25 protein-coding genes are annotated in these 26,100 nt (G+C 69.1%); 7 read left to right on the top strand and 18 right to left on the bottom strand.

Going from position 1 to position 26,100, the window contains the following annotated elements:
- The 4 genes from VHC63_16215 to VHC63_16230 form a co-directional block, all read right to left on the bottom strand.
- Positions 1-837, bottom strand: an 837-nt coding sequence (locus VHC63_16215; GenBank protein ID HVV38153.1) for a hypothetical protein, incomplete at its 3' end; no start/stop codon positions are given.
- Positions 837-2,087 (bottom strand): zinc-binding dehydrogenase, encoded by a 1,251-nt coding sequence (locus VHC63_16220; protein ID HVV38154.1) that lies wholly within the window; start codon positions 2,085-2,087, stop codon positions 837-839. The genes VHC63_16215 and VHC63_16220, both read right to left, overlap by 1 nt.
- Positions 2,088-2,972, bottom strand: coding sequence for an SDR family NAD(P)-dependent oxidoreductase (locus VHC63_16225; GenBank protein HVV38155.1), 885 nt, complete (start codon positions 2,970-2,972; stop codon positions 2,088-2,090).
- Positions 2,969-4,129 carry a cytochrome P450 gene (locus VHC63_16230; protein HVV38156.1) on the bottom strand — a complete coding sequence of 387 codons (1,161 nt, stop codon included), beginning with the start codon at positions 4,127-4,129 and terminating at the stop codon, positions 2,969-2,971. Before VHC63_16230 ends, VHC63_16225 begins: the two co-directional genes overlap by 4 nt.
- Before the next feature lie 18 nt (positions 4,130-4,147).
- Here VHC63_16230 and VHC63_16235 point away from each other — a divergent pair, with 18 nt between their 5' ends.
- Complete coding sequence (locus VHC63_16235; protein ID HVV38157.1) at positions 4,148-5,485, top strand: FGGY-family carbohydrate kinase; 1,338 nt, start codon at positions 4,148-4,150, stop codon at positions 5,483-5,485.
- On the opposite strand, the gene VHC63_16240 is transcribed toward VHC63_16235, so the two are convergent.
- Genes VHC63_16240 through VHC63_16265 form a run of 6 tightly spaced genes read right to left on the bottom strand, consistent with a single transcriptional unit; the run spans position 5,468 to position 10,838 of the window.
- On the bottom strand, positions 5,468-6,277 hold the full coding sequence (locus VHC63_16240; GenBank protein HVV38158.1) for a phosphotransferase family protein: 810 nt from the start codon (positions 6,275-6,277) through the stop codon (positions 5,468-5,470). The two genes, VHC63_16235 and VHC63_16240, sit on opposite strands and share 18 nt — an antisense overlap.
- On the bottom strand, positions 6,274-7,341 hold the full coding sequence (locus VHC63_16245) for a hypothetical protein (protein HVV38159.1): 1,068 nt from the start codon (positions 7,339-7,341) through the stop codon (positions 6,274-6,276). Before VHC63_16245 ends, VHC63_16240 begins: the two co-directional genes overlap by 4 nt.
- Entirely contained in the window at positions 7,338-7,787 is a 450-nt protein-coding gene (locus tag VHC63_16250) for a VOC family protein (GenBank protein ID HVV38160.1), read from the bottom strand. The genes VHC63_16245 and VHC63_16250 overlap by 4 nt, the downstream gene beginning before the upstream one ends.
- Positions 7,784-8,818 (bottom strand): alcohol dehydrogenase catalytic domain-containing protein, encoded by a 1,035-nt coding sequence (locus tag VHC63_16255; GenBank protein ID HVV38161.1) that lies wholly within the window; start codon positions 8,816-8,818, stop codon positions 7,784-7,786. The genes VHC63_16250 and VHC63_16255 overlap by 4 nt, the downstream gene beginning before the upstream one ends.
- Positions 8,815-10,446 (bottom strand): GMC family oxidoreductase, encoded by a 1,632-nt coding sequence (locus VHC63_16260; protein HVV38162.1) that lies wholly within the window; start codon positions 10,444-10,446, stop codon positions 8,815-8,817. The genes VHC63_16255 and VHC63_16260 overlap by 4 nt, the downstream gene beginning before the upstream one ends.
- Entirely contained in the window at positions 10,443-10,838 is a 396-nt protein-coding gene (locus VHC63_16265; protein ID HVV38163.1) for a hypothetical protein, read from the bottom strand. The genes VHC63_16260 and VHC63_16265 overlap by 4 nt, the downstream gene beginning before the upstream one ends.
- 95 nt (positions 10,839-10,933) lie before the next feature.
- Here VHC63_16265 and VHC63_16270 point away from each other — a divergent pair, with 95 nt between their 5' ends.
- Genes VHC63_16270 through VHC63_16290 form a run of 5 tightly spaced genes read left to right on the top strand, consistent with a single transcriptional unit; the run spans position 10,934 to position 16,367 of the window.
- Entirely contained in the window at positions 10,934-12,358 is a 1,425-nt protein-coding gene (locus VHC63_16270) for a hypothetical protein (protein HVV38164.1), read from the top strand.
- A 3-nt stretch (positions 12,359-12,361) separates the two neighbouring features.
- A complete protein-coding gene (locus VHC63_16275) occupies positions 12,362-12,889 on the top strand; it encodes a hypothetical protein (protein ID HVV38165.1) in 528 nt (175 codons plus the stop codon).
- A gap of 3 nt (positions 12,890-12,892) precedes the next feature.
- Positions 12,893-14,887, top strand: coding sequence for an ABC transporter permease (locus VHC63_16280; protein ID HVV38166.1), 1,995 nt, complete (start codon positions 12,893-12,895; stop codon positions 14,885-14,887).
- Complete coding sequence (locus VHC63_16285; GenBank protein ID HVV38167.1) at positions 14,884-15,657, top strand: ABC transporter ATP-binding protein; 774 nt, start codon at positions 14,884-14,886, stop codon at positions 15,655-15,657. Before VHC63_16280 ends, VHC63_16285 begins: the two co-directional genes overlap by 4 nt.
- On the top strand, positions 15,654-16,367 hold the full coding sequence (locus VHC63_16290; GenBank protein ID HVV38168.1) for an ABC transporter ATP-binding protein: 714 nt from the start codon (positions 15,654-15,656) through the stop codon (positions 16,365-16,367). The genes VHC63_16285 and VHC63_16290 overlap by 4 nt, the downstream gene beginning before the upstream one ends.
- A 2-nt stretch (positions 16,368-16,369) precedes the next feature.
- On the opposite strand, the gene VHC63_16295 is transcribed toward VHC63_16290, so the two are convergent.
- Genes VHC63_16295 through VHC63_16330 form a run of 8 tightly spaced genes read right to left on the bottom strand, consistent with a single transcriptional unit; the run spans position 16,370 to position 25,586 of the window.
- The gene (locus VHC63_16295) at positions 16,370-17,854 is read right to left on the bottom strand and encodes an ABC transporter substrate-binding protein (protein ID HVV38169.1); all 1,485 of its coding nucleotides are present in this window, start codon (positions 17,852-17,854) and stop codon (positions 16,370-16,372) included.
- A complete protein-coding gene (locus tag VHC63_16300; protein HVV38170.1) occupies positions 17,851-18,522 on the bottom strand; it encodes a class II aldolase/adducin family protein in 672 nt (223 codons plus the stop codon). The genes VHC63_16295 and VHC63_16300 overlap by 4 nt, the downstream gene beginning before the upstream one ends.
- Positions 18,519-19,493 (bottom strand): NAD(P)-dependent oxidoreductase, encoded by a 975-nt coding sequence (locus tag VHC63_16305; protein HVV38171.1) that lies wholly within the window; start codon positions 19,491-19,493, stop codon positions 18,519-18,521. The genes VHC63_16300 and VHC63_16305 overlap by 4 nt, the downstream gene beginning before the upstream one ends.
- Complete coding sequence (locus VHC63_16310; protein HVV38172.1) at positions 19,490-20,845, bottom strand: MFS transporter; 1,356 nt, start codon at positions 20,843-20,845, stop codon at positions 19,490-19,492. Before VHC63_16310 ends, VHC63_16305 begins: the two co-directional genes overlap by 4 nt.
- 13 nt (positions 20,846-20,858) lie before the next feature.
- The gene (locus VHC63_16315; GenBank protein ID HVV38173.1) at positions 20,859-22,028 is read right to left on the bottom strand and encodes a MaoC family dehydratase N-terminal domain-containing protein; all 1,170 of its coding nucleotides are present in this window, start codon (positions 22,026-22,028) and stop codon (positions 20,859-20,861) included.
- Complete coding sequence (locus tag VHC63_16320; protein HVV38174.1) at positions 22,025-23,458, bottom strand: class I adenylate-forming enzyme family protein; 1,434 nt, start codon at positions 23,456-23,458, stop codon at positions 22,025-22,027. The genes VHC63_16315 and VHC63_16320 overlap by 4 nt, the downstream gene beginning before the upstream one ends.
- Positions 23,455-24,411, bottom strand: coding sequence for an acyl-CoA dehydrogenase family protein (locus VHC63_16325; protein HVV38175.1), 957 nt, complete (start codon positions 24,409-24,411; stop codon positions 23,455-23,457). Before VHC63_16325 ends, VHC63_16320 begins: the two co-directional genes overlap by 4 nt.
- On the bottom strand, positions 24,408-25,586 hold the full coding sequence (locus VHC63_16330) for an acyl-CoA dehydrogenase family protein (protein HVV38176.1): 1,179 nt from the start codon (positions 25,584-25,586) through the stop codon (positions 24,408-24,410). Before VHC63_16330 ends, VHC63_16325 begins: the two co-directional genes overlap by 4 nt.
- A gap of 53 nt (positions 25,587-25,639) precedes the next feature.
- Here VHC63_16330 and VHC63_16335 point away from each other — a divergent pair.
- Positions 25,640-26,100: AMP-binding protein (locus VHC63_16335; protein ID HVV38177.1), on the top strand; the 461-nt coding region annotated here is incomplete at its 3' end.

The raw sequence follows: 26,100 nt of genomic DNA on the forward strand, positions 1-26,100 counted from the left end.
GAAGGCGTTCTTCCAGTTGTGCATGGGTGACGGGTCGCCGTAGGGGACCACCATCTCGCTGATCGACATGCGATGCGCGATCGAGCGGCCGGCGTAGCTCACCTGGTGCAGCACCAGGCCTTCGAGCGGATCCATCGACGCTCGCAGCGACCATTTCTGCCAGTCGAGGCGCGACCCGTCGATGGTGAAGCCGGGCCCGTCGGGCTGAATGATCTCGAGCGGCTTGATGTCGTCGCGCAACGGCGCGTTGTGCTCGGGGTAGTAGCTGCCAGGATCGGCAGGGATCGGGTACTCGCCGAAGTCCTGCACGTCGAGCACTTCGCTGCGGGCGCCGTCGACCCACACCAGCAGACCCTCGATCGGGCGGGCGTAGCCGTTGTCACCCGGTTCGTCGCGCAGGTACGAGAGGCAGCGGAAGACCCGCCGTCCTTCCTCGGCCGCGATGCCAAAGTTGCCCGTCGGCCACGGGTCGATCTGGACCGTGGCGAGATCGGTGATGCCCCGGCGCGCCAGCGCCGCCTTGTAGCCGTCGTGGGCGTGCATGGCGACGATGGCGTTGAGCGCTTCTTCGAACCCCAGCGCTGGGCGCACGCCGTCGACCTCGCGCCAGAACACGATCTCGCCGGTGTCGAGCCGCACGCTCGCTTCGATGACGGCCAGCGCTGGGCCCGGCACGATCACCAGACGCGCCATGCGCACGCGATCGAGCATGTCCTTCGGCGGCTCGTCGAGCACGACGAGGTTGAACCGCGCCGCGTCGGTGAGCCGCGGCTTCACCGCGTTGGTGGCGAACGCGATCTCGTCGCGCGTCAGGGGTTCGAGTGGGTGCGTGGGCATCAGCGATGGGGGTCGATGGCGACCTTGATGGCGCCGGTGTGTTCCTGCTCGGCGATCGTATAGAACGCCTGCTGCCACTCGGAGAGACCGAAGGTGTGGGTGAGCATCCCGGTGAGGTCGATGCGCCCCGATGCCGCCATGTCGAGGTAGTGCGCGATGCCGTGCTTGCGCACACCGTCGACTTCTTCGACCCCGAAGGCGTTCGAGCCCACCCAGCTGATCTCCTTGAAGTACAGCGGGCTCCACTCCCAGCGCCCGGGCACCGACACGCCGCTCTTCACCAGCGTGCCGCGCGCCTTGAGCACGCGGGTCGCCACCTCGAAGGTCTGCGGCTTGGCGATCGTGTCGTAACAAACGTCGATGAAGCCGGGATGGCACATCGGCACGCCGCCGAGGCCCTCCATCGTCGGCAGCAACTTGCCGCCCGACCAGCGCGCCAGGTCTTCGACCAGTTCGAGTTGTGACTGGCCGTCGAGCTTGATGACGTGATGGGCGCCGAGGTGCTTCACGAAGGCCGACTGGGCGTCCCAGCGCGCCACGACCGCGATCTCGACCGATGGGTACAGGGCGCGCAGGATCGCCACCGCGCACGACCCGAGCGAACCCGCGCCCCACACCAGCGCCTTGCCGCCTTCGGTTGGCGGGTGGCGCGTGATCGAGTGGAGCGACACGCTGAACGGATCGGCGAAGATCGCGTGCTCGTTGTCAACCGCGTCGGGCACGGCGAAGAGCATCGAGCTGTGCGCCGGCATCAACTCGGCGTAGCCGCCGGTGGCGTCGGACGACACGCCGGTGTGGATGCCCTTGCTCAGCGAGCCGTCGTCGAAGTTCCAGCACAGCGAGAAGTCGCCGGCCTCGCACGACGGGCAGATAGGCGAGATGCCGCGGGGCGCGCACGACAGCCACGGGTTGAGCACGACGCGCTGGCCTGGTTCGAAGCCCCGCGCCTCGGGGCCGCCCGACACGACCTCGGCAACCACTTCGTGGCCCATCACTTGCGGGAACGAGCACAGGCCGCTCATCGCCGAGTCGGCGTCGCCTTCGAAGTCGAGCAGGATCTGCTTCGAGTCGCTGCCGCAAATGCCGGTGAGCAGCGGGCGCACGACGTACCAGTCGGGCCGCAGCGGCGCGGCGTCGGGGATGTCCTTGAGCGCGCACGGCGTGGTGGCCAGCGCCTGGCTCAGCGGACTCGTCGCATCCGCCGGAACGTCGAAGGGTTGCGTCTTGGTGCCGTAGACGAGGGCGCGCATCTAGCGGCCGAAGCCCATCGTCGGGATGCCTTTGCGGTCGTCGCCGAACAACTCGTCGGTGCGCGTCGCCAGCTCGTCGACGGACCACGCGTGGTCCTGCTCGATCTCGCCGACCATGTCCCAGCCCTTCATGCGGTGCACCCGCCCACCGAAGACGACGAACACGTGGCCGCTGATCGGCGCCGAGCGGTCGCTGGCCAACCAGGCGACGACCGGGCCGACGTTGTCGGGGTTCCACTCGTCGAACTGGCCTTCCTTCGGCGCGGCGAAGTCGCCGAGCAGCTCCTCGGTCATGCGGGTGCGCGCCCGGGGTGCGATGGCATTGACGCGCACGTTGCTCTTCTTCATCTCGCGCGCCAGGCCGACAGTCATGCCGGCGATGCCGGCTTTCGCCGCGACGTAGTTGGCCTGGCCCGTGCCGCCGTAGAGGCCCGCTTCGCTCACGGTGTTGACGATGGCACCGCCGGACTCGTCGCCGCTCTTGAAGCGGTCGCGCCAGTACTCACAGGCGAAGCGCGCCGGGGCGAAGTGACCCTTGAGGTGCACGCGCACGACGTCGTCGAAGTTCTCCTCGGTCATCTTGAAGCTGATCTGGTCGCGGATGAACCCGGCGTTGTTGACGAGGACGTCGAGGCGCCCGAAGTCGTCGATCGCCTGGCGGATCATCGCTTCGGCGCCGCTCCAGCTCGCCACGTCGTCACCGTTGAACGCGGCCTCGCCGCCGCGCGCGGCGATCTCGTCGACCACCTCCTTCGCCAGCGACTGCTCGAAGTCGTTGACCACGACGCGAGCCCCCTCCGCCGCCAGCGCCAGCGCTTCGCCGCGACCGATGCCGCGCCCCGCTCCGGTGACGATCGCAACCTTGCCGTCGAGTGCCCCACTCATTGCAACACCACTTTCATTTCCTTGGCTCCGCGCACCAGGGTCGAGTGCGTCATCACCGGTCCTGCGATGACTTCGTAGTTCGGAAAACGCGTCAGCAGCTGCTCGAACGCCAGCCGCGCTTCGAGACGCGCGAGGGGCGCGCCGAGGCAGTTGTGCTCGCCGAAGCCGAAGGCCACGTGCGTCGGCGAGGTGGCCCGCGTCACGTCGAGGCGATCAGCCGTCGGGCCGAAGGCCGACTCGTCTCGATTCGCCGACGCGTACAGCATCACGACGAAGTCGCCGGCGGGAACTGTCGTGCCGGCGACGTCGACGGCGTCGGTCACCGTGCGGCCGAACGCTTGGATCGGCGTCACCCACCGCAGCAGCTCTTCGACCGTCGTGTGCAGGTCGACGGCCGCGGCGCGCTGGTCGGGGTGCGCCCACAGCGCGTGCGTACCCATGGCGAGGAGGTGACGCGTCGTCTCGTTGCCCGCCACGAGCAGCGACAGGCAGAACATCAGCACGTCCTCGTCGGTCAGCTCGGTCGTCGTCAGCATCGAGATGAGGTCGTCGCCGGGGTGCGTGCGCCGCTGCGCCACTCGGTCCTGGAGGAACGCCCAGAACTCGGCGGCCGACGCGTACGTCTCGGGCGTCGGGTTGTCGCTCACCTCGATCATGGCGTCGGACCAGCGGTGAAAGTCGTCGAGCTCGGTGTCGCTCACACCGAGCAGGTCGGCGATGACGCGTACCGGGATCGGCATCGCCACGTCGTGCACGAAGTCGATCTCTTCGCCGCGGGGCAAGCCGTCGAACACGTCCTGCACGATGGCAGCGACCGTCTGCTCCATCGCACCGGTCGAGCGCGGCGTGAACTCGCGGCCGATGACGCGGCGGTAATCGGCGTGCTCGGGCGGGTCCATGTGCAGCAGCGATCCGGCGGGCGCGCCGCGGCGACGGGCCGGGTCGTTGATCAGCACGCCGCGATTCGAGCTGAAGTGGGCGGTGTCGCGGCTGATGGCGCGCACGTCCTCGTAGCGGGACACGAGCCAGGTGTTGGGCTCGCTGTTGTAAACCGGCGCCTCGGCCCGCAAACGCGCCAGCACGTCGTAGTAACCGGGCTCGTCGAAGAAGCCCGGCTCGGTGATCCGAATGTTGACGTCAGTGTTAGAAGGGGCCAAGGCCGACATACTACGAATATGGCGGACGTCACGGTTGGGGTCGACATCGGCACGACATCAGTGAAGGCCGTCGCCGTGAACAGCGAAGGGGAGGTGCTGGCGCGCGCCCGCGTCCCCCACGCCATCAGCACGCCCGAACCCGGGTCATTCGAACACGACGTCGACCAGGCGTGGCGCGCCAACGTCGTGACGGCCTACGAACAAGTGGCGGGCGGGCGCGACGTCGCCGCCGTCGACGTCTCCGCCATGGTGCCGTCGTTGGGCGCCGTCGACGCCACCGGCCACGGCGTCGGGCCGGGCCTGCTTTACGGCGACCGCCGCGGCGAGCGCCTCGGCAACGACACCACGCAGCCGGGCGACAGCGGCGAGTTGCTGGCGTTCCTGGCGTGGCACGCGCGCAACACGCCCGACGCTGCGGGGTTCTGGCCGGCGCAGGCCACCGCCAACCACGCGTTGTGCGGCGTGGCCGCCATCGACTCGACCACCGCCATGACCGCCCACCCGCTGTTCGACTACACGGGTTGGGACGAGGCGCGGGCCAAGGAAGCGGGCGCCTCCGTCGACCAACTCCCCCAGATCGTCGCCGGCTACGGCGCGGTCGGCTCGACCGCCGACGGCGCGCTGGTCGGCGGCGGCACCATCGACGCGTTCGCCGAGCAACTCTGCGCCGGCGCCGACAACACCGGCGACGTGCTCGTGCTGTGCGGCACCACGCTGATCACGTGGGGCGTGATCGAGGCCGAGGGCTACGTCGACGGCCTGTGGACGATCCCCCACACCGCCCCCGGCAAGCTGATGATCGGCGGTCCCTCCAACGCCGGCGGCCTGTGGCTCGAGACGAACAAGCGGTGGCTGGCTCCCGTGGAGCCCCCGGCGGTCGCGGCCGTCGACCCGTCCGACCTGCCGGTGTGGCTGCCGTATGTGCGGGGCGAGCGCACGCCGCTGCACCGCCGCGACATCCGCACGTCGCTCCACGGCGCCAGCCTCCAGCACGGCGCCGCCCACCTCCGGCGCGCCGCGTACGAGGCGAGCGCGTTCGTCGTGCGTCACCACGTCGACCTCGGGCGCGGCGCCGGCCTGGCGCCGACGCGCATCGTCGCCACCGGCGGCGGCACGCGCGATGACAACTGGATGCAGGCGCTCGCCGACTGCACCGGGCTGCCCGTCGACGTGTCGGCCAACCCGGAGGGCGCGGCACTCGGCGGTGCCTTCATCGCCCGCTGCGTCGCCGGCCTGGAGAGATCGACGCGTGACGCGGCGCGCTGGGCCCGCACGGCGCGCACGGTCGAGCCGCGCGCCCACGACGCCATCGAGGAGCGCTACGCCCGCTTCCGGGCGTTAACCGATTCGCTGTAGCGCGGCGGTCAGCGTCGGCTGCTCGCGGGTCTTGCCCTTGAGCAACCCGATGCGGGTCGCGATGGCGCTGGCGCGCACCAACGCGAAGATCTCGTACCAGTCGAAGCCGTCGGCATGACAGCCGAGACGCGTCAATGCCTCGTCGCGGCCGCCGAACCCGGGCACGGAGAGGCCGCTGAGGTCGCGGCCGACCTGGTCGAGGGCGGTGAGCCAAGCGACGTCCATCGCCGCGGGTCCGGCGCTGACCATCTCCCAGTCGAGGACGGCCTTGGGCGACAGCGTCGCTTCGTCGTAGACGATGTTGCCGAAGCGGACGTCGCCCCACAGCAGGACGGGTGCCGGCTCGTTCGCCAGCGGCGCGTGGGTGCAGCACCAGCCGAACGCCCGCCGCAAGTCGTCGGGCGCATCACCCATCCATTCGAGGTAGCCGGCCCAGTAGTCGAGCTCGGCGGTGAGCCCGACGCGCAATCCGTCGACCAGCGGCTCACGGTGGATCGCGGCGATCGTGTCGATGGTCGACTCCCACACCCGACGGCGGGCCGCGTCGTCGGGCAGCCCCTGGAGCCACGGGTCGAGCGGCGTGAAGTCCGCCGGGATCGGGCCGGCGACGAAGGGCATCGTGAGGACGCCGTCGGCGTAGCGCGCCGGGCGCGGCGCCGGCACCCGCACGGCGTTGATCACCCGCGCCTCGAGTTCGAGGTCATAGGAGGGGAAGATCGCCGGTCCCGCGGGCGGCCGGCGCCGCACGACGTCACCGTCGATCTCGATCTCGCACGAGTAGCCGTTGCTCACATGAAGCTCATCTCTTCGCTGAGGCCGGCGTCGGGATGCGGGCCGCTGAAGATCGTCTGCATGTTGCCGATACCGACGGCGCCACCCACCGGGTCCTCGACGCGGACGAGGTTGTCGCGGATCTGATGCACGCGGCGCGCCGTCGCCGGCTCGGAACAATCCGCGATGTACTCGCCGTCGACGTGGAGCGGGCCGCGGTCCTCGCCGTGCCAGTGACCGTCGAAGCCGAAGTACAGGCCCGTGCCGAGGTGGAAGCCGGTGTCGCCCAGCGCGGTGACGGTGAGCGGCCGCTCGGAGCCGTCTTCCATCGTCGCCCGCAACACGGCGCGGCGGAGCCGCCGCGTCGCGTCGTCGACGTCGTAGGTCGGGACCATGGCGGCGAACGGCTCGCGGCGACCGTCGGGATGCTCGACGCCGCCGATCAACTCGGCGCGTTCGAACTCGCCCATGGCGTGGCGCTGGTAGAAAACGTGGATGCCGTAGCCGGGCATGAGGATGGGTGACCAGATCACCGTGCTCGTCACGTTGGCGCGATGCGGCGTTTCCGTCTCGGGCTTGCCCACCAGGCGGCGCACGCCCCACGAGTGATCGCGCGTGGAAACCGACTGCGTCGACGTGAGTTCGTGCCGCACGCCGTCGAGCGCGATCCAGCCCTCGGCGGTGCCGATCTGGTGATAGCGGACGAGACCCTTCTCGAAGCTCGACTCGTCCTCGCGCGCCGCCGGCAGCGCGCCGCGAAAGGTCCACTCGAAGCTGATGGGCACGACGTCGTTCTCCGCCAGCGCGAAGCGCACGACGTTCAATGGTTCGACGACCTCGTAGGAAATCGGTCCCGCGCTGAGCTCCGAGCCCAAGTGACGCGACGCCCGCACCGTCCACTGCTCGACGCCGCGCGACACACCGGCATACGCGTCGAGCACGTTGCGGTTGGCGTACTTGCCCATCCCGAACGCCGCCTGAATCGACCCGTCACGCGGTGCCGCCATGGCGCACACCTTCTCGGTCCACGACGGGTGGTCGACGACCGTGTGATCGAAGGACTCGTCCGCAGCGACGAGCGTCAAAAGAGGTACTCGAAGTGCTGGAGTTCGAACAGCAGCGGGAGGCGGTAGCCGACGTAGAACGAGTGCAGGTTGAGCGCCCCGACGTATTCCTCGACCTTCGACTCGATGAGGTGCACCTCGTCGGGCAGCTTTTCCTTCCACGCCCGGGCGCGGTCGAGCACGGCGTTGAAGTCGTCGAGGGTCGACACCGACATGCCGACGTGGTCCATGCGCGGCGCCCGCATCGGCTCGTCCTCGGCGATGAGGAACACGAACTGCTCGTGGTGATGGGCGCGCAGGACGAGCATGTGGCGGTCCTTGGTGAGGTCTTCGTACTCCTCGAAGCCGAAGACGTCGCCGTAAAACGCGCAGACGGCGGCCCGTCCCGCCGCGTCTAGAGCGTCGGCGGGCACCGACATCGCGATGTGGTTGAAGCGCGGCGGCTTCGTGAACGCAGGACCCGTCATGGCTTCACCAACACCTTTCCGGCGATGCGGCCTTCAGCGAGACCCTTCATCGCGTCGAGTAATCCTTCGAGGCTCACGTGGCCCGGCTCGATCAGCGCGTCGACCGGCATCGACCCCGACGCCAGCAGTTGCAGCGCCCGCTCGAACCCGTCGCGGTCGTAGGTGAACGCACCCGTGATGTTGACCTCGTTCAGGAGGATGCGGTTCGGGTCGAACTTCGGCTGCGCCATGCCGGCGCCGACGAGCACGAGCGTGCCGGCGCGCTTGAGCTGCGCCAGACCCGCTTCCATCGCCCGCCCGTGCCCCGAGCACTCCAGCACGACGTCGACGGCGCCGTCGACGACCAGACCGGGCTCGGCGATCGACGGCACCACGAGATCGTCGGGCGTCACCACGCGCGCCGCACCGACCGCCGCGGCGATCTCGCGCCGGATGGGTGACGGCTCGCTGCACGTGACGTCGTCGACGCCCAGCGCCCGCAACGCGGCGATCGTCAGCGCGCCGATCGGACCGGCGCCCATCACCATCACCGACATGCCCGGGACGACCCGACCCTGCGTGATGCCGTGCAGCGCGACGGCCAGGGGCTCGGCCAGCGCGGCGGCGCGCGCGTCCAACCCGTCGGGCATCGCCAGAACCTCGGTGGCGCGTGTGCGCTTGTAGGTGGCGAACCCGCCCTGCTCGGGCACGGTGCCCGGCGTGTCGCGGGCCGCGCACAGCGACGGGCGCCCGGCGCGGCACGCGTCGCACTCACCACAACGCACAGTGGGGCCGCCGACCACAACGTCGCCGACCTTCCATCGCGTGACAGCGGCACCAACCGCCGCGATCGTCCCGACCCACTCGTGGCCTTCCCACGTGCCCTTGCGGCCCCAGCCGTCGAGGACCATGTGCAGGTCGCTACCGCACACCCCGCACAGGTCGACGCGCACGAGCACGTCGTCGTCGCCCACCTCGGGTACCGGTACCTCTTCGACGGCCAGGCGACCCGGCCCCCCACCGAGGACCGCAGCCCGCATCGTCTCGCTCATTCCCCCACCAGCTTTCTCGCCGCCCGGTGCGACAGCGCGGCGAGCGTGAGTGTCGGGTTGTAACCAGCCGACGTCACGAACACCGACGAATCGCACACGTACACGTTGTCCACGTCCCACAGATGTTGCTCGGGCGACACCACCGACGTGCGCGGATCGGTGCCCATGCGCGCCGTGCCCATCACGTGGCGCGACTCCGGCGGGTCATCGCCGCGTGGCGACGTCGCCGTGAAGGCGCTCGTCGCCCCCGCCTCCTTCATCACCCGCTCGTGCAACTCGCCGGCGTACGCCGAGGCCGCCAGCTCGTGGCGGTGCGGCACATAGGTGACGTGTCCCGCCGGAAAGCCCCACGCGTCACGCACGTCGCTCGCGAGCGTCACCCGGTTCGTCGCCTGCGGCAGGTCCTCCCCTTGCATGGTGAACGCCCACAGCCGGCGGCGCAGCGCGCTGTCCTGCATCGACGGCAGGTGGTGCTCGCCGCGGCCGTAGTTGAGCGCCTCGCTGATCGGGTGCTGACCGGCGCCGTGTTCGGTCGTGCCGCCGCGCACCCACGGCAGGCCGGCGTCGGCGGCCACGCGGCGCAGCTCGGGCGTGTCGATCATCAAGTCGTCGTGGAGGTGCGTGACCGACCGGCCGCGCTCGCCGCCCGTGGGGGTCTCGAAGATGCCGACGGTGAAGGTTTGGTAGTGGTACGTGAGGTAGCGACCGACGTTGTCGCCGCCGAGGCCGCAGCGCAGCAGCAACCGCGGCGTCTCGAACGCACCGCCGGCGATGATGACCGCGCGCGCGGCGCGCACCTCGACCTCGGTGGGCGTCGGGTACTGCGTGAGGTCCAGGTAGCGAACGCCGGTGGCTCGTTTGCCGTCGCCCGACAACACGATCGACGTCACGTAGGCATCGGAGCGCAGGTTCAACCGGCCTGTCGCCAGCGACCGCTGCAGCGACGAGATCGGATCGCCCTTGGCGTGCAGCGGGCAGCCGTAGCCGCCGCAGTAGCCGCAGTCGACACACGGCGGCCGCCCGTCGTACGTGACGGAGTTCACGCCCGTCGGGGCGCGGTATGGGTGCAGTCCGAGTCGCTCGGCCGCGGCTCCCGAAACCAGCGCGAACGGCATGTCGGGGCCCGGCGGCATCGGGAACGGATCGCGGCGCGGGGCGGCGAACGGGTTCGTCGTCTCACCCGCGACCCCGAACGACTTCTCGACCGCGGCGTAATGCGGCTCCAACTCGTCGTAGCCGAACGGCCAGTCCTCGATCAGCGCGCCCTCGACGGGGCCCCGCGTCGATGCCAGCGCGAAGTCCTCCTCGCGAAAGCGCGGCAGCTTTGCGTCGGCGTGCACACCGCCACCGCCGACCGTCGACGGCAGGTTGTTCACCTCACCGACCGTGTCGCGGTACACGCGCGGCTCGAGCCGCGGATCGGGACCGAGCAAGTGCCGACGGGTCTGGGCGATCTCGTCGTTGGCGAAGTGGTAGCGGAAGGCGAAAGGCGCGGTCGTGTCGATGAGGTGGTTGCGCCCCTTTTCCAGCATCACGACGGACCAGCCGGCGGCGGTCAACACCTCGGCGGCGGTGGCCCCGCCCGGCCCGGAGCCGACGACGACGGCGTCGCAGTCGAACTCGCTCATGACTGCCGCGCCGGCGGGTACAGCGGCGCCGGGAACCCGATCCGTTGCCATCCGGCTTCGCTCCGGTTGCCGCCGTACGCGGGATCGCCGTAGGTCGCCTCACACGCGTGGGTGTGCAGCACGCGCGAATCGCCCGGCGCGTGCTCGCCGACGATCACCCGGTCGTACACCGCCCGCCACTCGCCGATCCGCTCACGCCACGCCTGCTGCTCCCAGGGCCCGAGCTCGAGCCAACCCGCCGGACCGGCCCAGATATGGGGCGGATCGTGCTCGAAGGCCGTCAACAGCCCCTCGACGTAGTCGACCGCACCGAGCGCAGCCGCGCCCGGTACCTGGCGGTCGAGCGCCGTTGCGATCGCGTCGCGTTCCTCGGAGTTCCAGATGCCCGCCAAGTTCCCTAGATTTCCCTTAGCTAACATTGGCGTCAACTTTCGGAAGGAGAGGTGGGTTGGGGGGCAACATCCGCCGGCGTGCGCGGCAAGTGTTCATGGCGCTTGCAGCTACCAGCCTGCTCCTAGCGTTCGTCTCCCCCTCCGTGGGGGCGCAGACCGACGACGACACCCCGCCGCCGGAAGTCTTCGGCGCGAACGCGACGGCGCGCGCCGTCTCCGTCAACCTCGACCGGGCCGGCCTGCTGCCCGTCCCCGACGTCTTCAACATCATCGCGCTGGACGGTTACGGCGAGTACGGGTCGTCGAGCGCGCAAAGTCGCGCGTCGCTCCTGTTCCCGGGCAACGGCGTCCTGCTCGGGCCGAGCCTGGTGTGCGGCACATTCGGCGGCAGCTTCCCGGCGCAGTTCAAGCCGATCCTCGACACGTGCCTCAAGTACAACTATCCGCTGACGGTCTTCGCCGACTCGTTCAACCCCGACAGCTCGACCACCGGCAGCCTGGCGATGGGCAAGCCGACGGACAACATCTCGGCTGACGCCGTTACCGCCCGCGCCCACGCGGCGGCGGACAGCACCACGACCGACGCGGTGCTCCAGGACCTGCGCGTCCTCGGCATCCCACCCTTCGGTCCCGTCGCCATTCCCGGCACGTCGAGCCTCAAGCTCGACACGTCGGTCGTGACGGTCGATTCCGCCACGAGCCGCACCGACCAGCACACCGCCAAGGGCGGCCTGGTGACGACGGCCAAGGTCACGCTGTCAGGCGTCAAGCTCGTCGGCGGCCTCATCGGGATGAAGAGCCTCACGTCGGAGTCGACGGTCACCGACGACGCCAACGGCAAGCGCACCGCCGATGCGAGCTTCCACGCCACCGGCGTGACCGTCGCCGGCAAGGCCGCCGAACTCACCAGTCAGGGCCTCAAACTGGACAAGCCCAACGCGGCGCTCAACGGCGTGCTCAAGACCCTGAAGATCAACGTGTCGCTGCTGCCGACGGAGGAGACCGTCGGCAAACCCGAGAGCGCGGCCAAGGCGAACGTGGGCGGGGTGATCGTGTCGATGACCCGCGACGTCGAAGGCCTACCGCCGATCAGCGTTCCCGACCCCACCGGCCAGATCCCGGTCAACAACGTCGACCTCAACGGCGTCTACACCCTCACCGTCCAACTTGGTCTCACCGGTGTCCTCGGCTCGGCGAACAACTACGGATCAGACGCCGACCTCACCGACAACGGCGACGCCGCCCTCGGCACCGACGTCAGCGGCGACTTCAGCGACAACTCGTCGTTCGGCGACTCGGGCTCGTTCAGCGGCGACACCGGATCGGGCGCGCTCGTGCCCGGACCGACGAAGGCAGTCGGCAACACATCACAAGGCGGCACGACGCTGGTGCGTAGCCTCGCCAACAACTTCGGGGGCCGGCTCGGATTCCTTTACCTGGCGTTGATGTTCGGCGTGCTGGCGCTGTGCATCGCGCCGCGCTTCGCCCTTCCCGCCCGCCTCCCCGGACCAAAGGAATGATCGATGGCTGACGAATTGCACGACGACCCGGACCCACGCGTCCTGTGGGGCTGGATCATCAAGGCGGTGCGGCCCTACGTGGGGTGGATCCTCATCGCCATCGGGGCGATCCTGATGTCTGCCGGCTATTTGGGCGTGTCGCGCGAGGCGCTGCCGGCCAAGCAGATCCCGTACCTGGTGAGCGGCGGCATCGGCGGCATCTTCTTCGCCGTCATCGGGGCGTACTTCCTCGGCACCCAGGAGATGCGCAACGACAGCGGGCGGCTCGACCGTCTCGAGCACATGGTCGAGGAACTGCACGCCGCGCTGCTCAGCCGTCCTGACGCGCCCGCCCGCACCAACGGATCACGCCCGGCGGTATCCGACGAAGTGGAAGCACCGGCGCGCAAGGTCGTCGTGGTACCCGGCGGGCAGCTGTTCCACCGCGTCGACTGCACGGTGGCGCAGGGCAAGAAGGCAACGGAATTGACGCCCGCCGCCGCGCGCAAGCGCGGCATGCGCCCGTGCCCCACCTGCGTGCCTGCCACCTAGCGCGTGTACTACGTCCAGGTCTCGCTGCTCGGGGTCATCTTCGGCAGCTACTACGCCCTCTCGGCGACGGGCATCGTCGTCACGTACCAGGCGACGGGCGTGTTCAACATCGCCCACTTCGCCATCGCGCTCCTGGCCGGCTATCTCGGCTGGCAGCTGAGCGGTGTCTGGCATCTCCCGCTCTTCCTCGTCGTGCCGATCGTGCTGCTCGTGTGCGGACCCGGGCTCGGGTTGTTGCTCGAACGCGTCGTGTTCCGCCCACTGATCCAGAAGAAGGCGTCGAGTACGGAGAAGCTCGTCGCCGCCCTCGGGGTCACGGTTGCACTCCTCGGCTTCATCAACCGCGTGTGGGGCGCAGGCGTGAAGGGCAGCAACACGCAACCCGTCCCGCGCCTGTTCGCCTTGCACCCGTTCAGCCTCGGATCGTTGACCTTCGACACCGAGCAAATCGGCTTCCTCGTCACGACCTTCGTCGTCGCCTTCCTGCTGTACCTGCTGTTCCAGCGCACCTTCCTCGGCGTGTCGATCCGCGCCGTCGTCGACCGGCGTGAACTCGCCGAACTGTCTGCGATCGACGCCAACCGCGTGTCGCAGGTGGCCTGGACCGTCGGCTGCACGCTCGCGGCGGTCACCGGCCTCATCATCACGCAGGGGTCGTTGGAGCCGACGAAGATCATCTTCTACGGCATCGAGACCTTCTCCGTCGCCGTGGTGGCACGCCTCGTTAGCGTCCCGAAGGCGATCCTGTACGGCCTCGCGCTCGGCCTGATCCAGGCGCTCATGCGGGCGTTCCATCCCTTCGGCGCCGAAAGCAACTGGGCCGAGTTCTACAGCCAGATCGTGCTCAACCTTTCCAGCCTGCTGCTGTTCGGCGCGCTCGTGGTGTTCCGCCGGCTCGACGAAGTCGGCGCGTCGGAGTCGAGCGGCCCGGGCCTCGTGCAGGGACACCTCGGCGGACGGCGGGTGACGCCCGCCGGCGCGGCGATCGGCATTGCGCTGGCTGTCGGCGCCGTCGTGGCACCGTTCTTCCTCGGCCTCTCCGACCTGCGCCTCGCCCAGACGGTGCTGGCATTGATCGTGATCTTCACCTCGATCGTGTGCATCACCGGATTCTCGGGCCATCTCACCCTCGGCCAGGCTTCGATCGCCGGGCTCGGCGCGTTCTTCACCGCCCGCGCCGCCAACGGCCTGCACCTGCCGGTCCTGCTGGCGATGTTGTTCGGCGGCTTCATCGCCCTCGTCGCCGGGTTGATCGCCGGGTACCCCGCACTCAAACGCAAGGGGCTGTTCCTCGGGCTGACCACTCTCGGCTTGGCCTTGATCATCGACCGCTTCGTGTTCAACGCCCGCATGTTCAAGGGCGGTCCTGGCGGCCTCACCATCACACGCCCGACGCTGTTCGGCCTCGACCTGACCGGCGACCGCGCCTACTTCTTCTTCGAGATCGTCGTCGTCGCCCTCTGCCTACTGCTGGCGCGCAACCTGCGCAGCGGTCGCCTCGGACGCGTGCTCGCGGCGATGCGCGACTCGGAAACCGCGGCGCAGTCGGTCGGCATCAACCTGCGGCGGGCGAAGCTGTTCGTGTTCGCGGTTTCTGCGTTTATGGCTGGCATCGGCGGCGCCATGCTGGCGCAGTCGAGTCAGAACTGGGACCCGACGGCGTTCAACGCCATCTTCAACCTGTTCTGGTTCACCGTCGTGGTGGTGTCGGGCATCTCGAGTCTGGGCGGCGGCGTCCTCGCCGCCATCCTCTACGTGTTCTTGCCGCGGCAGTTCAACCTCGACATCGCCAGCGCCATCGGTTTCTTCGGCCTCGGCGCCGTCTTCCTCGGCCGCCTGCCGGGCGGGTTGATCGCCCAACCGGCGCGGTTCGCCCAGTGGTTCCGCAGCCGCGTCGGGCGCGAACTGCGCGCCGCCCGCGAACCACTGCCCGAACCCGAGCCGCTGCCCGAACCGACCCCGTTCGCCGAGCAGATCCTGCACGAGGTGACGCCGTGAGCGAATGCGTCTTGCGCGCCGAGGACATCACCGTGCGCTTCGGCGGGCTCACCGCGGTGTACCAGGTGTCGCTCGAAGTGGAAGCGGGCGCGGTCACATCGCTGATCGGCCCCAACGGCGCCGGCAAGACGACGACGTTCAACGCGCTCACCGGTCTCAACACACCTGACAGCGGCCGCGTCTTCCTCGGCGAGCGCGAGGTCACCAACCTGCCGACGTACGAACGGGCCAAGTACGGCATGGCGCGTACGTTTCAACGCCTTGAGATCTTCACCGGCATGACGGTGCGCGAGAACCTGCAAGTGGCGGCCGAAGCGGCGCGTCCCGGGCAAACCTTCAGCGGTATCTTCCGCTTCCGCGACATCGTCGAGCCCGCAGTCGTCACGACGGTAGACGACGTGCTCGAGCTCGTCGGGCTGACCGACGTGGCGCACCGCACGGCCGGTTCGCTGAGCACGGGCGTGCTGCGGCTCGTCGAGCTCGGTCGCGCGTTGTGCACGCGTCCGAAGGTGCTGCTGCTCGACGAGCCGTCGAGCGGTCTCGACGAAGAAGAGACCGACGCCATGCAGCAGGTGTTGAGTGACGTCGCCGAGGGTGGCGTCGGCATCCTGCTGGTGGAACACGACGTCGACCTGGTGATGGCCCTGTCGCAGCGGATCTACGCCCTCGACTTCGGCGAAGTGATCGCCGCGGGCACACCGGCGGAGATCGCAAAGAACCAAGCCGTGCGCGACGCCTATCTCGGCACCGCCGACGAGGAGGCGTCGTGAACGCCGCGCTCGAACTGCGCGACGTGCGCGCCGGCTACGGCCGCATCGAAGTCCTCCACGGCGTGTCGATCGACGTACCCGAAGGTGCGGTCGTGGCGTTGCTCGGCCGCAACGGCATGGGCAAGACCACCACCCTGCGCGCCATATCGGGCACCATCGGCTGCAACGCCGGCACAATCCGCCTCAACGGTCGCCGCATCGACAACCGCCGCCCGTCCGCCATCGCCGCGCGCGGCCTCGTGCTGGTGCCCGAAGGCCGCGGCGTGTTTCCGGGGCTGAGCGTGCGCGACAACCTCGCCATCGCGCACCGCAGCGGAGGCGCGGCGGCCGGTCCGCTCGCAGGGTTCCTGGCGACGGTCACCGAGGCGTTTCCCGTCCTCGGCCAGCGCCTGGACCAGAGCGCGGGACTGCTGTCGGGCGGTGAGCAGCAGATGCTGGCGATCGCGCGCGCCCTCGCCGGCGACCCGTCGGTGCTGATGTTCGACGAGCTGTCGATGGGCCTGGCGCCGATCATCGTCGAGCAACTGATGGACCGCGTCGCCAAACTGCGAGCCGAAGGGCGCACCATCGTGCTCGTCGAGCAGTACCTCACCCACGCGCTCAAGCTGGCCGACCTCTGCTACGTGCTGGCCAAGGGCCGCGTCGAGTGGGTCGGCGAACCCGGCGAGCTCAAACACATGCCCGCCGCCGCCTCCTACCTCACGGCGTAGCCCTAGTTGCCCTGCTCCAGGGCGGGTGAGAGGAACTGGTGGGCGTCGGGGTAGCAGAACGGGAAGCCCTGCGTGGCTTCCGTCCAGCCGCCCTTGGCGTCGAGCCAGCGTGAGATGGTGAAGCAGTCCTTGACCGTGGATGCTGACGGGTCGGTCTTGCCCCAGTCGAGGCCGACGTCGATGCCGTCGCCCTTCCAGTCGCGCAGGCCGTTGAGGTAGTTCACCAGACCGGTGCGAGTCGGCGCGGACGTGTCGATGTAGCTCTTCATCAGGTTGCCCATGAGCCACGCCTCGAGCGCCCACTGGTGGACCGGCAGGTTCGGCTGGTAGCGGGCGTACGCCTGACGGAACTTGGCGATCTCGGGCACGCTCGTCTGCGCGTAGTTGAGCGTCTGGCCGGGCACGAACACCGAGTTGCGGCACGTGTCGTTGTAGTCCGTACCGACGCGGTCGCCGAGCGACACGACCGTCGACACCTTGGCCTTGACCGAGAAGTTGCGCCGCGCCATGGCGTCACACAGCTTGCGGTTGGCGCCGTCGTCCATGGCGTCGAACATGATCTGCGTGCCCTGCCGCTGCATGTCGGCCACCGCCTGGTCGAAACTCGGCGCGGCGAACGACACCGTGTACTCGGTGGTTGAGAACCCCTCGAGCTGCAGGCCCTTCAGCATGAACTGGCCCGCCTGCTTCGACTCGTCGATGTCGTAGTCGAACACCGCCGCCTTCGACAGGTTCATGTTCTGCTTGAACCAGCGGTAGATACCCGACGTGTTGACGAGCTGACCGTTGTAGCCAGCCGTCTTGCCGTCGCGCTTGTAGCCGTTCTGGTACACGCTGAACATCGTCGGGTAGCGGGTGAAGCTGTTGGTGATCGGCTCGCCGATGACGGGGATCTGGTGGTCGGCGAGATACTGCGCCGAGCCGCCGAAGGCGCGGCTGTTGGTGGCGACGAGGGCGAAGACCTTGTCGTGCTCGACGAGTTGCTGCGCGCACTGCAGGTCGCGGTTGCGGTCCTCGCGGTCGTCGCACGTCTTGAGGTCGATCTGGCGACCGTGGATACCGCCGTGGGCGTTCATGTACGCCGCCCAGGCGCGCATGCCCCGCGCCGTCGGGGCGAAGGCGTCGCCCAGCACGCCGTTCTCGGCCACGATCGTGCCGAGCGTGATGCTCGTCGCGGTGACCCCGACGTCGGACGCCTTGTTCGGCGCGTTGTCGCCCGGCGAACTGCTACTGCCGGACGAGCCGCTGCTGCCGGACGAGCCGCTGCTGCCGGAACTACCACTGCTGCCGCTGTCGCTCACCGCGGTGGTGTCGGTGGTGTCGCCGAGATCGCCCGACGTGTCGCCGCTGTTGTCCTGCGAGCGCGCCGCCACCTGCTGCTGCGTCGCGCTCGCTTCGAACGCCGAATTGGGCAGACGAGTGCCACAGGCACTCAACCCGACGAGCGCCAGCGCGACCGTCAGGACCCCAGCACTCCGCAACTTCATGGATTCTCCCGGATGAACTTGTAGACCCCAGACATGTTCTTGTTCACCTTCTCCGGCAGCGGGTTGACGGTGCCCCCCATGGCGCGCGTGCCCCACACGATCTTGGCGGTGCGCTCGGCCAGCGCAGCATTGTGCAGCGCCTTCTCGGGCGTCGACGCGCACGTCACGAGTCCGTGGTTCGCCAGCAGCGCCGCGCCGCGGTCGGCCAGCTTCGCCGCCACCTCGTCGCCCAACTCGGCCGAACCCGTGCCCTTGTAGTCACAGCACGGCACGTCGCCGCCGAGGTACACGACGACCTCCTCGATCACGGCCGGGATCGGCTCGTGCGCCAACGCGAACATCGTGCAGTACACGGCGTGGGTGTGGATCACGCAGCCCAATTCGGGATAGAGGCGCAGCGCCGAGAGGTGCAGGTCCTTCTCCGTCGTGGGCGAACGGTGCCCTTCGACGACGTTGCCGTCCATGTCAACGACAACGAGGTCGTCGAGGGTCATGGTGTCGTAGGGAATCGACGACGGCGACATCACGACGAGACCGCCCTCGAGGCGTCCCGAGATGTTGCCGCTCGTGCCCTCGACGAGGCCGTCGGCCAGCATCTTCTTGGCGGCGGCGAGGATCGCTTCCTTGGTCGTGGTCGGCGACGTCTTGGCTTGGGCAGTGTCGGTCATCGGTCCAGTACCTCCGGGTTGACAATGTTGGCCGGTCGCTCGCCGCGAAACAGCGCGGCCAGACCGTCGGCCACGAGCGTGGTGTGGTTGGACTCGGTGTCGTAGGTGGCGCCGCCGATGTGGGGCGCAACCACGACGTTGGGCAGCGAGAGCAGCGGGTGGTCGACGGCGATGTTCTCGCCTTCGAAGTGGTCGAGGCCGGCGCCGATCACGTTGCCCGCCTGCAAGGCGGCGACAAGGCCGTCAAGATCGTGCAGGCCGGCGCGCGCCGAGTTGATGAATATCGACCCTTCCTTCATCGCCGCGAAGCGCTCCGCCGACATGAGACCCATCGATTCGGGCGTCACCGCCGCGTGCATCGACACCACGTCGGCTTCGGCCAGCAGGTCGTCGACGGAATGCGTGGCGTCAGGGGCGAACGGATCCGCAGCGATCACCTTCATGCCGAGACCTTCGAGGCGCCACTTCGTCGCCCGGCCCACAGCGCCGAGGCCGATGAGCCCGGCGGTGCGCCCCGCCAGCTGCCACGCCCGGAACCGCTGGTACGGAATGGTGCCGTCGCGATAGGTCTGCCCCTCGCGCACGTCGATGTCGGCTTGGCGCAAATGCCGGTTGACGGCGAACAGCAGCGCCACGGTCATCTCGGCGACCGCATCGGCGTTGCGCCCCGGCGCCCGCAACACGGGGATGCCGGCCGCGGTGGCGCCGGCGATGTCGACGTTGGTGGGGTCACCGCGCGTCGAGCCGATGGCGCGCAGCGGCAGGTCGAACACCGGGCCCTTGCACGAGTCGGCCTCGCAGATGAGGACGGTGGCGCCGACCTCCTTGGCCTTCTCCGCCAGCTTCTCGGAGTTGAACAGCCGCAGCGGGTTGTGGTCGATCCACGGGTCGACGATGAGTTCACCGAGGCCCCGCAGCGTCTCGACGCCCGGACCCCGCAACGGCGCGGTGCTGTAGATCACGTCGGTCATGCCGTTGCCCTCGCACGGGCGGCGACGGCCGCGAGGTCGGCCGGATACGTCTTGGCGGCGAACAGCATGACGATGCCTCCTACGGCAAAGGTGGGGGTGAACGCGGCGAGCGAGGTGGTGAGGCTCGTACGGTCGGCGACGACGCCGACGAAGAACGGAGCGAGCGCCGAAAGCGCCCGCACGATAGATCGGATGGCGGCGGCACGACCGCGCAGTTCGCCGGGTACGACGTCGGAGGTGAGCGCCTCCGACGGGGCGACCGGCGCCGTGAGGCAGAAGCTGCCGAAGAACATCAACACCGCTGCCAGCGCAAGGTTGTGGGTGAGCAGGCCGGGCAGCATGAAGGCCGTCGCCAGGATCGACACCGCCGCCGTCACGTAGACGCGGGCGTTCTTCACGCCGCGACGCAACAGCCAGTCGGCGATCTCGCCGCCCAACACGAGCCCGAGGGCGGCGCCGGCGCCGATCGCCGCCGCACATCCGCCGGCCTTCGTGGCCGACATGTGGAAATGCTGCTTGAAGAACTCGATTCCCCACACGCCGAGGGCGGAAAGCAGGAAGCCCGAGATCGTCAGCGACATCAAGCCAAACCACATCGACTTGATCTTCACCAGTTCGCGCATCACGTCCATCCACGACGCCTCGTCGAACGAGCTGGGCGCGTCCTCCGGTTCGGGCACGTCGAGGTAGGGGAACAGGTCGCCCGTGGTGTCCTGCACGACCCGGGCCTCTTCGTCGCCGTCGTGGTACGCACGGTCCTGGGCGCCGCGTTCGGGCTCGGGCAACCGCGTCAACAACAGCACCGAGACAAGGCCGAACGGGATCCACATCCAGAACGCGCTGCGCCAACCGAAGTTGTCGACCAGCACACCGGCCAGGCCGAGGCCCAGCAGCCCCCCGACTGCCCCGCCGAGTTGGTAGCGCCCCATCATCCGCGCTCGGCGTTCGACCGCGTAGAAGTCCGACATCAGCGAGAAACTCGCGGGCCCGTTCGCCTCGACCGCACCGACGCCGAGCCGGGTGAGAAACAGCAGCGCGAACCCCGGAGCGATCGCGCCGAGACCCATACAACTCGTCCACACGATCATCGCGATGACGAGCAGCGTGCCGCGCTTCCACCGATCGGCGAGCGCGCCGATCGGCATGCCCCCGACGACACCGACGAGCACCATCGCCGCCGCCAGCGCGCCGAGCGCGGTGTCGCTGACGTGGTACTGGTGCTGGATGCCGTGGAACGCTTGGGCGAGGCTCTGCTTCTCGCCCTGCTCGAGCGTCAGCGTGGACGCAAGCGCGATGACGGGAAACGCCCCGTACCTCACCGCGGCGCGCGACACCCCAGCGTCGACGCTCATCGCCAAGAACCCGTCACTCGGCCGGCAATTCCACGGTCGCCTCGGCCTTGGCCATCACGGCGTCGAGTTGGTTGCGCAGCTCGACCTTGATCTTGACCTTGTGCCGGCGGCGCCGCTCGACGAACTTGTCGACGACCTGCCCGGTGAGGAACGTGGCGTCGCCGGTGAACGCCGGGTTGCGGTACTGCGCGCTCGACGACGTGACGAAACCCCACTCGCCCGCCCACGCAGCCACGTAGTCGATGATCCACGCACCCATCGACGCGCCGTAGCCGTAGCCGCGGGGCATGCCGACGTGCTCGGCCCAGCGCGGCTGGAGGTGGCCACGCGACGGTCCGTAGTACGCACCGTCGGTGAGTTCGGGGTTGACCCGCTCCATGCGCTTGTCGCCCTCGAAGCCCGCCATCTCTTTCGTGTAACCGAGCTCTTCGGCGCGCACCGTCGTCGGGCCCTTGGCCGTCGCACCCCACGTCGTCATCGGGTAGGCGCGCCACTCGGTGGTGAAGCTCGCAAGGCTGTGCGGACCGAGGATGTTCTCGGGCAGCTCGTCGCCGACGTTCACCGAGTCGTACAGGCGCTTGTCATGCTTGAGCGTCTGGATCTGGTCGATGAACGCCAGCTTGCGCTCCTCCAGTTCGGCGAGCTGGTCGTCGGTCCAGACCGGGTCCTGGTCCTCCTTGAACATCTTCTTCTCTTTGGCCTCGCGCACCTGGTAGCGGATCGAGGTGCTGCGCTGCATCGCCACGCGCTCGCCGCGCTGGTTGATGTAGAGCGTGTCGCCGCGCTGGAAGCACGTCGGGCCGGCGAAGCCGGTGTTGGTGACCTTGTAGTCGTAGGGCATGCGGTGGCACACGAGGTGGTCGCCCGGATAGATGCGCGGGCCGAAGAACCACCAGTCGTCGCCGCCGAAGATGAGGTGGCTGTTGGGGATCTTGCCGACCTGCGCCGGCGAGCAGCCATGGCTGGTGTCGCAGGTGACGGTGAAGGACTGCGGAGCGATGATCTGGCCGAAGCGCGACTCTTCGGCCCACCGCTCGTCGTAGTGCAGCGGGTTGGGATAGTGCATGCCCTGCACCCAGCGCCGGATGTCGTTGACGGCGACGGGCTCCTTCAGCTCGCCCGGCTCCATGGGCACGCCCATGTACTGGTCGAGGTCGGATGTATCGAGCGTCTCTTCGGTCACAGTCTCTCCATCACGAGCGCGAGCAGTTCTGCGTCGCGCACCTTCGTATCGCTGCGGGTCATCGGGATCTCGCCGTCGGCGAAGAACAGCACTTGCTTGGGCACCTTGTAGGCGGCCACGCGGTCTTTGAGGAAGTTCTGCACGTCGGCTTCGGTCGCCTCGCCTTTGAGCACGATGCAGGCGACGACGCGTTCGCCCAAGCGCTCGTCGGGCACGCCGACGATGCGCGCCAGCTTCACCGGCTCGTAAGCGCGCAACGCCACTTCGATCTCGGCGGGCGACACGTTGGCGCCGCCCGTCTTGATCATCTCGGTCTTGCGGCCTTCGAACACGAGGTGGCCGTGCTCGTCGAGGTGGCCGGTGTCGCCGGTGTGGAAGAAGCCCTCTGCGTCGAAGCACTCGGCGGGCGTCTTGCCGACGTAGTGCTGCATCAGCGTCGGACCCTTCACCAGCAGTTCGCCGTCGTCCGCGACGCGCAACTCGTTGCCCGGCAGTGGCGCGCCGATCGACTGCTTCATGACGTCGCGGGGTGTGTCGGCCGCATGCGCGGCGAAGAACGCACACGTCTCGCTGAGGCCGTAACCCGTCGGGTTCTGCCAGTGGGTGTCGCCCTCGACCTTCGGGTGACGGGCGAAGGCCGACTTGCCGAACACCTTGGTCATCGCCGACAGGTCGGTCGTCGCCCAGTCAGGATGCTCGGCCATGGCCTGGGTCTGATGCGGCAAGCAGTACGGCTCGTCGACGTGCTCGCGGGCCATGAGCGCCAACGCCGCGCCCGGCTCGAACGTCTCCTGGAGTACGAGGCAGCCACCGGCGGCGAGCGTGGCGCCCATCGCCGAGTCGAACCCCGCCGTCCAGAACAGCGGGAACGCCGTCCACACCCGCGACGTCTCGTCGCGGCGGAACACGCGCGCCTGGTTCTCGAAGGCAGTCACGTGCGCCGCGTGCGAGTGCACCATGCCCTTGGGCGTCGACGTCGTCCCGCTCGAGTAGATGATGACCGCGGCGTCATCGGGTCGCGGGTCGCCGCGCTCCTTGTCCCCGCCGAGGAAGACACCGAAGGTCGCCACCTGCGGGTGCACCATGCGCAGTTCGTCGGCCAGGGCGCGACCGAGGAGGCGGTCCTGGGTGACGACGAGATCGGCGCCGCAGTCGTCGAGCATGAACTTGAGCTCGTCGCGGGTGGCGAAGGTCGACAGCGGGACGGCGACGGCACCGGCGAGTGCGGCGCCGAAGATCGTGAAAATCGCCTCGGGCCGGTTGCCCATCACGATGGCGACGGTTTCGCCCGCCTCGAGATCGCTCGCCACCGCCTCGGCGTGGGTGAGCACGTCGGCGTAGGTGTAGCGCCCGCCTTCGAACACGAGCGCTTCGTTGTTCGCGAAGCGATCCGCCCTGTCGCGCAGGAACGCGCCGAGCGTGGTGCTCACCGCGCCGTCCCGTGGGGGAACAGCCCGGCGAAACCCTGCGCCGCAATCGCATCGGCCAGCAGGGCGGCGGTGCGCTCGGCGCCACACGGCAAACGCAGCGCCGGCTGGATGTGACGGGTCAGTACCGAGATGTCGTACTCGTCGCACACCCCGGCGGCGCCGTGCAATTGCTGACAGGTGCGCAGCACGGCGCGGGCGACGTCGATGGCGTGCACGCGCAGCGCCAGCACATCGGGGCCCGCCTCCTCCGGCGCCGTCGCCACCCGCCACAACGTGAAGTGCGCCAACTCGCGCAGCCCGGCCACGGCGACCGCCGCGTCCGCCAGCATGAACTGCACCGCCTGGAACGTCGCGATGGGCTTGCCGAACTGGATGCGGTTGCTCACATGGTCGCTGGCCAGTTCGACGGCGCGGTCGGCGGTACCGAGGATCTGCCACGCGTTGAGCGTCAGCCAGTAGCGAACGTCGATCCCGCTTTCGTGCGTCACCGGGGCCGCCTCGCCCGAGCGCTCCAGGTCGACGACAAAGGGCCCCAACCTGCCGAACTGGGCGCGTGAGGTCGTGGCCCGCGGGATCTGGCGCGCCCAGTTCGCACCGGAGACGGTGGCGACGTTCCACGCGCCGAACACGTCGCCGTGGTCGACGCGGGAATGGTCGTCGGGCACGACGGCGAAGGGCACGCCGTCGCGCGCCACCAGGGCGCCGACGACGGGATAGGGCAGCGCCACCCGTCCCGCCGCTTCGCACAACGCGGCGGCGGCGCAGAACGTGTCGAGATCGGCCCGGGGGTCGATGTCGCCGATGCCGAGCGCGTCGAGCGTGCCGGCGACTTCGCTCCGGAAGGCGTGGTCCTCTTCGGCCTTGCGCGCCGCGTCGACGCCGCCGAGCGCGTCGAACGCCTTGCGCGCCGTGTCGCCGAATTCGACGGCGTCGTCGGGCAGCGCCGGATTCATCCCTGCGCCTTCTCTTTCGCCGCAGACCCCAGCAGGTCACGCGACACGATCATGCGCTGGACTTCGATCGTGCCCGACGCGACCGTCGCCGCCTGCGCGTAGCGCCAGTGGTCCTCGATCGCCCCGTGCAGCGGGGCCGAGAACCCCTTCTCCAACGACTCGTCTTCGATGGCCTGGAACAGCACTTCGGCGACGGCCTGATCGCACTGCGTGACCGCGATGCGCGCCGCGCTGGCGAGCACGTCGGGCGTCTCGCCCGTCTCCTGGGCGCGCACTGTGCGGTACGCCAGCAGGCGCGCCACGCGCACTTGGATCAGGGCGCGCGCCCACTGGGCGTGCAGGGCGGCGGGGAGGCGGTCCCACACCGGCGCCAGCTCCGCGCCGAGCGCGCTCAGCAACCGCTCGCAGCGGGCGTAGCGGGCGATGCCGACGCGCTCGTGCGCCAGGGCGCGGCGGATCACGGCCCAGCCGTTGCCGACGCCACCGAGCACTGCCTCGGGCCCGGCCCACACGTCGTCGAAGAACACCTCGTTGAGGTGATGCGGGCCGAGCATCGACTTGATCGGGCGCACCGTGATGCCCGGCGTGTCCATTGGCACCAGGAACATCGTGATGCCTTCGTGCTTGGGCCCATCGCCCACCCGCGCCGCGAGCACGCACCACTGCGCCATGCCGGCGTAGCTCGTCCAGATCTTCTGGCCGGTGATGCGGTAGCCGTCGCCGTCTTCGGTGGCGCGCGTCTTGAGCGACGCCAGATCCGAGCCCGCATCGGGTTCGCTGAAGCCCTGGCACCAGATGACGTCGCCCGCGGCGATCGCCGAGAGGTGCTGGCGCTTCTGCTCCTCGGAGCCGAACGCCATGATCGCGGGCCCCACCCAGTTGAGGCCCATGTACTGCGCGCCGCGGGGTTCGTGGTGCGCCCACATCTCCTCGCGCACGACCGTCTGGGCCCAAACAGAATGGCCGTGCGAACCACCGCCCCCGCCGTACTCCGCTGGCCACGAGATGGTGAGCAGACCCTCGTCGGCCAGCATCTTGCAGAACGCCTGGGTGACGGCCAGATCGGCCGGATCGTCGGTGAACGCCCCGAGGAAGCCTTCGGGAATGTGCTCGGCAATCAGGGCGCGCAGGCGCGACCGCAGTGCCTCTGCTGCTTCACCGAGATCGAAGTCCACTGAGCTGGTCCCCCCGAAAGTTGACACGAATGTTAGTTGGTAGGTTGCCGCGAATGCCCAGCGCAATCGCCGACGTTTTCGCCGCCTGCGACCCGTCGCACGAGGCCCTCGTCACCCGCACCCAGCGCCTGAACTACGGCGAGCTCGACGCTCTGTGCGCTCGGGCCACGGGCGCCCTCGCCGCCATGGGCGTCACCGCGGGCGACCGGGTCGCTGCGTGCCTGCCCAACGAGGTCGAGGTGGTCGCGGCTTTCCACGCCACCATGCGCCTCGGGGCGATCTGGGTCGGCGTGAACAAGGCGCTGGCGCCCCCGGAGAAGCAGTTCATTCTCGACGATTCGGGCGCCGCCGTCTCCCTCGATGACGCCGTCGCCCTCGCCGAGGCCATCGCGGCGGCCGACCCGCGCGAGGCCGTCGACGTCGACCCCTTCGCCCCGGCCGGTATCGCGTACACGTCGGGCACGACCGGCTTCCCCAAGGGCGCGGTGCACAGCCAGTACAACCTGCTGATGCC

This window comes from Acidimicrobiales bacterium (assembly GCA_035546775.1).
In the GTDB taxonomy this organism is placed as follows: Bacteria; Actinomycetota; Acidimicrobiia; order Acidimicrobiales; family JACCXE01; genus JACCXE01.